General features: G+C 62.2%; 7 protein-coding genes. 4 read left to right on the top strand and 3 right to left on the bottom strand.

From position 1 onward, the window contains the following. Positions 1–241: 241 nt before the first annotated feature. Positions 242–1,006 carry an SDR family oxidoreductase gene (locus ACFE72_RS12765; protein WP_375413464.1) on the top strand — a complete coding sequence of 255 codons (765 nt, stop codon included), beginning with the start codon at positions 242–244 and terminating at the stop codon, positions 1,004–1,006. Between the two features lie 149 nt (positions 1,007–1,155). Beyond that, complete coding sequence (locus tag ACFE72_RS12770; protein ID WP_375413465.1) at positions 1,156–2,406, top strand: NupC/NupG family nucleoside CNT transporter; 1,251 nt, start codon at positions 1,156–1,158, stop codon at positions 2,404–2,406. Between the two features lie 90 nt (positions 2,407–2,496). On the opposite strand, the gene ACFE72_RS12775 is transcribed toward ACFE72_RS12770, so the two are convergent. From ACFE72_RS12775 to ACFE72_RS12785, 3 genes are all read right to left on the bottom strand, one after another. Continuing rightward, positions 2,497–4,416 (bottom strand): acyltransferase family protein, encoded by a 1,920-nt coding sequence (locus ACFE72_RS12775; RefSeq protein WP_375413489.1) that lies wholly within the window; start codon positions 4,414–4,416, stop codon positions 2,497–2,499. A gap of 142 nt (positions 4,417–4,558) precedes the next feature. Continuing rightward, complete coding sequence (locus tag ACFE72_RS12780; RefSeq protein WP_375413466.1) at positions 4,559–5,080, bottom strand: cupin domain-containing protein; 522 nt, start codon at positions 5,078–5,080, stop codon at positions 4,559–4,561. A gap of 147 nt (positions 5,081–5,227) precedes the next feature. Beyond that, positions 5,228–5,512: an usg protein gene (locus ACFE72_RS12785; protein ID WP_375413467.1), complete on the bottom strand. Its 285-nt coding sequence runs from the start codon at positions 5,510–5,512 to the stop codon at positions 5,228–5,230. A 368-nt stretch (positions 5,513–5,880) separates the two neighbouring features. On the opposite strand from ACFE72_RS12785, the gene ACFE72_RS12790 reads away from it, so the two are divergent. Next, a complete protein-coding gene (locus ACFE72_RS12790) occupies positions 5,881–6,198 on the top strand; it encodes a co-chaperone GroES (RefSeq protein ID WP_375413468.1) in 318 nt (105 codons plus the stop codon). 136 nt (positions 6,199–6,334) lie between these two features. Further along, complete coding sequence (gene groL, locus ACFE72_RS12795; protein ID WP_375413469.1) at positions 6,335–7,978, top strand: chaperonin GroEL; 1,644 nt, start codon at positions 6,335–6,337, stop codon at positions 7,976–7,978. Positions 7,979–8,358: the final 380 nt, after the last annotated feature.

Below are 8,358 nucleotides of genomic sequence, written 5' to 3' on the forward strand. Positions count from 1 at the left end.
TGGATTCCGGGCCTGCGCCAAGAGGCGCATCCCGGAATGACGGCGGTGTAGTTTTTACAATCAAGGAACAATCAGGGAAAACAAAATGGCAGCAGCCGCAGTCATTCCGGAGCGCGCCAAGCGCGAGCCCGGAATCCATAACGCGATCGGCGGTTATGGATTCCGGGCCTGCGCCAAGAGGCGCATCCCGGAATGACGGCGGTGTAGTTTTACAATCAAGGAACAATCAGGGAGAAACAAAATGGCAGCAGCCGCAGAAAAAATCGCAATCGTCACGGGTGCCGGCACCGGCGTCGGCCGCGCCGCGTCTCTGGCGCTGATGACGGCCGGGTTCACCGTGGTGCTTGCCGGACGACGTCTCGAAATGCTCGAAGAAACGAAAAAGCTCGGCGACAACGTCGGCAAGAGCCTGCCTGTCACCGCTGACATGACCGACCCCGGGTCGATCGCGGCACTTTTCGCCAAGGTGATGGAGGTCTATGGACGGCTCGACGTGCTGTTCAACAACGCCGGCATGGGCGCGCCGCCGCTGCCGTTCGAGGATCTGAGCCTTGCGCAATGGCAGGCGGTGGTGAACACCAACCTCACCGCGCCGTTCTTGTGCACCCAGCACGCGTTCCGGATCATGAAGGACCAGACCCCGCGCGGCGGCCGCATCATCAACAACGGCTCGATTTCCGCGCATGCGCCGCGGCCGTTCTCGTCGCCCTATACCTCTACCAAGCACGGCATCACCGGACTGACGCGGGCGAGCAATCTCGACGGGCGCGCCTATGATATCGCCGTCGGGCAGATCGATATCGGCAATGCCGCAACGCCGATGACCGACCGAATGGTGAACGGGCCCGGGGTGATGCAGCCCGACGGCAGCATGAAACAGGAGCCGCGCATGGACGCCAAGGCGGTCGGGGACGCCGTCGCCTATATGGCAAGCCTGCCGCTCGACGCCAACGTGCTGTTCATGACGGTGATGGCCAGCAAGATGCCGTTCGTCGGGCGCGGGTGACGCGCAACACACCCCACCGTCGTCCCCGCCAAGGCGGGGACCCATGACCACCGGCGATTATTGTTTGGCAAGTCGCCGACACCTTCGTATCACTGATAACCGGGTGTATGGGTCTCGGCCTTCGCGGGGACGACATCGTGGGTGGGCGGATGCAGCAGCTGCAATCGGCGTTCGGCATATTCGCGCTGTTGGGAATCGCGTGGGCGATCAGTGAAAACCGGCGCGCGGTGTCGCTGAAGCAGGCGGCGATCGGCCTTGCCGTTACGCTTCTTACCGCGCTCGTGCTGATCAAGCTGCCGTTCGTCGCGCACGCATTTTCCGCCATCAACGACGCCGTCGGCACCATCTCCGCCGCCGCGCGCGCAGGCACGGCTTTCGTGTTCGGCTATCTCGGTGGCGGCACGCTGCCGTTCGACCTCAAGTCGCCCGGCGCAGATTTCATCCTGGCGTTTCAGGCTCTCCCCGTGGTGCTGGTCATGAGCGCACTCACCACGCTGTTATTCTACTGGCGCATCCTGCCGCCGATCGTGCGCGGCATGGCCCGGCTCCTGGAGCGCACCCTCGGCATCGGCGGTGCGGTCGGTCTGTCTACATCAGCCAATATCTTCCTCGGCATGGTGGAGGCGCCGCTGTTCATCCGGCCGTATCTGGCGCAACTGACGCGCAGCGAACTGTTCCTGGTGATGACCGGCGGCATGGCCGGGATCGCCGGCACGGTGCTCGTGCTGTACGCGACGCTGCTGGCGCCTCTTATCCAGGATGCCGCCGCGCATTTCGTGATCGCCTCGGTAGTGTCAGCGCCGGCGGCGATCCTGATCAGCCTGATCATGGTACCGGAAGCCACCGGCAAGCATACCGGCGGCGCGCTCGACGATCCCGACCTGCACGCTTCCAGCACCATGGACGCGATCGTCAAGGGCACCGCAGCCGGACTCGAACTGCTGCTCAATATTGTCGCAATGCTGATCGTGCTGGTGGCGTTGGTGCATTTGGCTAACGCGATTCTTGGCCGGCTGCCGAATATCGCAGGCGCCGCGATCTCGCTGCAACGCATGCTCGGCTATGCCATGGCGCCGGTGTGCTGGCTGATGGGCGTGCAATGGACGCAAGCCGCCACCGCGGGCAGCCTGATGGGCATCAAGACCGTGCTGAATGAACTGATCGCCTATGTGGAACTGGCAAAACTCGACCCCGGCGCGCTCGACCCGCGCGCGCGGCTGATCATGCTGTATGCGATGTGCGGCTTCGCCAATTTCGGCAGTCTCGGCATCATGATCGGCGGCCTCGGGACCATGGCGCCGCAGCGGCGCGGCGAGATCGCCTCGCTCGGGTTGAAGTCGATCGTATCGGGCACGCTGGTGACGTGCCTGATGGGGGCGATCGTGGGGATGCTGAATTAATTCGTCATGGCCCGGCTTGTCCCGGCTATCCACGGCTTTGCCGCGAGAAGAGAAGCAAGACGTGGAAGCCCGGGCATCAAGAGCTGAAAGTCATTGCTTGAGCCCAAGCATCGACGCAATCCTGCCCACCACATACTCCGACCCCTCCGCCGTCAGATGCGCGTGGTCCCACGCCAGCGGAACGTCTCCGCCGATCGTGAGCGGGCATTGCCGCGCCGGGCAGACCGCGTTGACGACCGATATATAAGCGAATTTCTCGCGCGGCGAGAGCGCCGATCTCATCCGCGCATCCAGCGCGAAAATGTCCGGCAGCACAAAATCATCGGCGCGCAGATCGACGCCGCGAAGCTGCGCCCGCATCAGCATCGACGGCAGCCGGCTTCGGAATTGCACGGGCGGACCGAGCAGCACCATGGCAATGCCGCGCCCGGTGAGTTCGGCGATGGTATGTTTGAGATCCGCAATCATGCCGTCGAAGCGCGGCCCGCGGGCGTATTCCAGCCAGTCGGCGGAGACGATGACGAGGTCCGGCCTGCTGTCTTTGAAGAACGTCTCCATCCGCGCGGCAAAATCCTTGCACGAGGCAACGCCTTGCGTTGCCGCCGCCAGGGTCGGCATGCACGCGGCCTGGCTCGCCTGCAGAATGTTCATGCTTTGCGGATCAGCCGAGTTGCGGAGGCCGTGAAAATATTGCGCGGCGTAACTGTCCCCCCACAGCAGCACATTGATCCTGCCCGGTACCGGCGTCAGGCATTTTTCGTCGAACGTGCTCCAGCTCTGGGTAAAACAGCTGCCGGATCGGAATAGCGGCCGATAATCATAAGTATTGTACGCTTCGAGCTTCGAGGCGCTGCGGTCGGTTTCCGACGGCGTCCGGCCGGCAACGACTCCGCAGGCGCTCGCGATCAGCAGCACGGCCGTGCCGAGGCCGGCGATGCCGAACGCCGTGCGGCGCCTTGGCGCCAGCGACCCCCTGCGGAACGGCTGTTCGACAAACCGCCATGACAGATAGGAGATCGCAACCGTTGCCGCAAACAGCGCGACCTTGTCGAAACCATTCAACACCAGGCTGGTCTTGGAAAATCGCGCGAAGGCGAACAGCGGCCAGTGCCAGAGATACAGCGAATACGAAATCCGGCCGAAGAACTTTACCACGTTAAGCGGTGCAACCGGGTTTCGCGACTGCGTCGGCACGCCGATGCCGCTCCAGATGAACATCGCAGCGCCAATACATGGCAGCAGCGCGTTGACGCCGGGAAAACCCGGGCCCTGCCGCAGCGAGAATATCGGAATCGCCAGCAGCACGAGGGCCGTACCCCGCGCGATCTGCCGCAACCGTGCGTTCCGCGGCACCGGAAAGCCGTCGACCGCGACGATGCCGCCGATCATAAATTCCCACGCCCGCGGCGGGCTCAGGAAAAAGGCGGCGGCGGAGCGGTCGGTTTTCATCAGCCAGACCGCCAGCGCGAAGGAAGCAACGCTCAGCACGCCCTGCGCAAGTGAAAGACGCAAGCGCGCGTTCTCTCTTCGCACATTGCGCAGCAGCGCCCACAGCAGCAGCGGCAAGCCTAAGTAAAACTGTTCCTCGACCGCGAGCGACCAGGTGTGCAGCAGCGGCTTCTCCACCGCCGCATGATCGAAATAGCCGGTCTGAAGCCAGAAAAACAGATTGGAGGTGAAGGTCACCACGGCAGCAACGGAGCGGAAAAATTCCAGCCGTTCCGACGTCAGCAGATAATGCAATGACGGTATCGCCGTCAGCGCCACCATCGCATAAAGTGCCGGCAGCAGGCGCCGCACCCGGCGTTCGTAAAACCGCGGAAACGAAAACGTGCCGCGCTCCAGGTCCGACTGGATGATCCCGGTGATCAGATATCCGGAAATCACGAAGAAGATGTCGACGCCGACAAAACCGCCGAAAACGGCCGGCGCCTCAAAGTGAAACGCCACCACCGACAGCACGGCGATGGCGCGCAGCCAGTCGATGTCTTCGCGATAGGCGAAGGTCACCGGCAACCGTCGTACCGACGAACGCCGGGACCCATAACCATCGCCATCGCACGGGACGAACGGCGGCTCACAGGATGCTCAAAATAAGACGGCACGGGAGACGGGTCCCGGCGTTCGCCGGGACGGCGGGTCGAGGCGGATCTCACGTCGAAAGTTCGACCGTCTTGAACTCCGCCGGCAGGATGATTTCCAGCAATTCACATCGGTCGGAATAATCAAGGATCAGATGCTTGACGCGCGGCGGCTGGGTCCAGCAGCTGCCTTCCTTCATCAGCGTTTCGCCCTGCCCTTCCAGATAGGTCTTCACCCAGCCCTTCAGCACATAGACCATCTGGAATTCGATATCGTGGAAATGCAGCTTTGAGACTTCGGCCGGATTGCACGGGCCGATCAGGCGAATCACATGCGCCTGCGCCAGGCCATCGGTCGCAGCGGCAATGCCGAGGTCGCGGTAATGCGCGTAGGCCCTCAGGCCGTTGGGTGCAAAATCCTGCTCGCGATAATGGCTGATGGCGATGCGCTGCTTCGACCGATGCGGCTTTGCGCCCGGCATGGTTTTAAGCGGTTCGCGCGATGTGGATTTGACGGCGATCTTCGGCGCGGACGATTTCTTCTGCGCGGTCGCGCGGACCACGGCCCTTGAGGCCGGCTTTTGTTTGGCCATCAGCCCTTCTCCCCTTTTGTTGCCGGAGAAGGTCTAGCACAAATCGCAGCTTTCGTGGCCCGGCAATCCATCAGCGAACGACTCGAAGATGGATGGATACGCGGGGTCAAGCCCGGGTATGACGCAGCTTGCAGACCGGCGCGTCGCTCAGTGCAACCTGAACACGCCATCCACCGCGCGCAGCTCGGCAGGCTTGATCAGCTTGGAATGCGCGACCGTGACGGCGAACAACGGACCGTCGAGCGACTTTTCCCAGAAGGCGAGAAAGTCCTTCAGCGCCGGAAATTTCGGAAACAGATCGTAATTCTGCCAGACGTAGGTTTGCAGCAGCGACGGATGATCGGGCATGCGATACAGAATTTGCGCCGTTGTCAGCCCGTAACCTAGCACCTGCTTCCGAAAGTCCTCGGAAACCCCAACCCGCGAGACCATGCCTACCTCCATCGCTGGAGCGCACTCACGAGATGGCTGCCCCCGGGAGCCACCCGGCAGAGACGCTCATGGAACAAATGTGACGCACGACACCAACCCATCACAAGCCTAAAAGTTTAATAATGTGTTGAGATTTCGTGCACTGGCAGCGGCTTACCGCATGTGCTAACATTGACCTGTGGCGCCCCGGCCCGCGTCGTCGGTCATTGGCAGGTTGGCAGCAACGATGGTCGAGTGCCAAAAAATTTGCTACAAGGCCTTGTTTACCCGGAACATTCGGCCTATGTCGTGACCGGTATGCTGGCACTCGCTGGCATCGACTGCCAAATATTGAAATCGCAATATCTTCAGAAACTTAGGAGGACTGCATGAAATTCCGTCCGCTTCACGACCGCGTTGTGGTCAAGCGTATCGACGCCGAAGAGAAGACCGCAGGCGGCATCATCATTCCGGACAGCGCTAAGGAAAAGCCGTCGCAGGGCGAGATCACCGCTGTGGGGCCGGGCGGCCGCGACGAAGCCGGCAAGCTTATTCCGATCGATCTCAAGGTTGGCGACCGCGTGCTGTTCGGCAAATGGTCCGGCACCGAGGTCAAACTCGATGGTCAGGAACTGCTGATCATGAAGGAGAGCGACATCATGGGCGTCCTCACCGATTACCCGGCCGCCAAGAAGAAGGCCGCTTAAGCAATTTACGGGAGCCGTCATCACCGGGCCTGTCCCGGTGATCCACGTCTTCCCTTCGATCCACGCACAAAGACGTGGATGGCCGGGACAAGCCCGGCCATGACGTCAGAACCGGTTTTTAAAGGAAGATCCCAACATGGCTAGTAAAGAAGTCAAATTCGGCGTCGATGCCCGCGACAGGATGCTGCGCGGCGTCGACATTCTCAACAATGCGGTGAAGGTTACCCTCGGTCCCAAGGGCCGCAATGTCGTGCTCGACAAGTCGTTCGGCGCGCCCCGCATCACCAAGGACGGCGTCACCGTCGCCAAGGAAATCGAGCTTGAGGACAAGTTCGAGAACATGGGCGCCCAGATGGTGCGCGAAGTCGCCTCCAAGTCAGCCGACGCTGCCGGCGACGGCACCACCACCGCGACGGTTCTTGCCGCTGCGATCGTTCGCGAAGGCGCCAAGTCGGTTGCCGCCGGCATGAACCCGATGGACCTCAAGCGTGGTATCGATCTGGCGGTCGACGCCGTGGTCGCCGACCTCGTGAAGAATTCCAAGAAGGTCACCTCGAATGAGGAAATCGCCCAGGTTGGAACCATTTCGGCCAACGGCGATGCCGAAATCGGCAAGTTCCTCGCCGACGCCATGAAGAAGGTAGGCAACGAGGGCGTCATCACGGTTGAAGAGGCCAAGAGCCTTGAGACCGAGCTCGACGTCGTCGAAGGCATGCAGTTTGACCGCGGCTACATCTCGCCCTACTTCGTCACCAACGCCGACAAGATGCGCGTCGAGTTCGACGATGCCTACATCCTGATCAACGAGAAGAAGCTCTCCAACCTCAACGAACTGCTTCCGCTCTTGGAAGCCGTGGTGCAGACCGGCAAGCCGCTGGTGATCGTCGCTGAAGACGTCGAAGGCGAAGCTCTTGCTACCCTCGTCGTCAACCGTCTGCGCGGCGGCCTCAAGGTTGCAGCCGTCAAGGCGCCGGGCTTCGGCGATCGCCGCAAGGCCATGTTGCAGGACATCGCGGTGCTGACCGGTGGCCAAGCGATCTCGGAAGATCTCGGCATCAAGATGGAAAACGTCACGCTGGCCATGCTCGGCCGTGCCAAGAAAGTGATGATCGACAAGGAAAACACCACCATCGTCAACGGCGCCGGCAAGAAGACCGACATCGAAGCGCGGGTGGCGCAGATCAAGGCGCAGATCGAGGAAACCACCTCGGACTATGACCGCGAGAAGCTGCAGGAGCGTCTCGCCAAGCTCGCCGGCGGCGTCGCGGTGATCCGCGTCGGTGGCGCTACCGAAGTCGAGGTGAAGGAGCGCAAGGATCGCGTGGATGACGCGATGCATGCAACCCGTGCGGCGGTTGAAGAAGGCATCGTACCGGGCGGCGGCGTCGCTCTGTTGCGCGCCTCCGAACAGCTCAAGCGCGTCAAGACCGCCAACGACGACCAGAAGACCGGCGTCGAGATCGTGCGCAAGGCGCTGTCGTTCCCGGCGCGCCAGATCGCGATCAACGCGGGCGAGGATGGCTCCGTCATCGTCGGCAAGATTCTGGAAAACGATTCGTACACCCACGGGTTCGACTCGCAGACCGGGACCTATGGCGACCTCGTCAAGAAGGGCATCATCGACCCGACCAAGGTCGTGCGCGCGGCGATCCAGAACGCGGCTTCCGTCGCGGCTCTCCTGATCACCACCGAAGCCATGATCGCCGAACTGCCGAAGAAAAACTCTCCGGCGGGCGGCGGCATGCCTCCGGGCGGCGGCATGGGCGGAATGGATTTCTGATCCGACGCCATCATCCCGGCGCGATGCAGCGTAAAACGCCGCTTCGCCGGTCCGGGATCTCGATCAACCAGTGCGGAAAGGGCGTGGCGCAAGCCGCGCCCTTCTTGTTTGACGCCAAACCCCGCCGTCATTCCAGGACGCGCCCTGGGCGCGGGCCCGGAATCCATACTCACGGCGGGGGGTTATGGATTCCGGGCTCGCCGCTTCGCGTCGCCCCGGAATGACGGGGGTTCGCTGCATATCAACATCGCAATGCCGGGACCGAACCCGTCCGTCATTCCGGGACGCGCCCCTTGGCGCGGGCCCGGAATCCATACTCACGGCAGGGGGTTATGGATTCCGGGCTCGCCGCTTCGCGTCGCCCCGGAATGACGGGGGTT

Source organism: uncultured Bradyrhizobium sp. (genome assembly GCF_964252615.1).
Classification (GTDB): Bacteria; Pseudomonadota; Alphaproteobacteria; order Rhizobiales; family Xanthobacteraceae; genus Bradyrhizobium.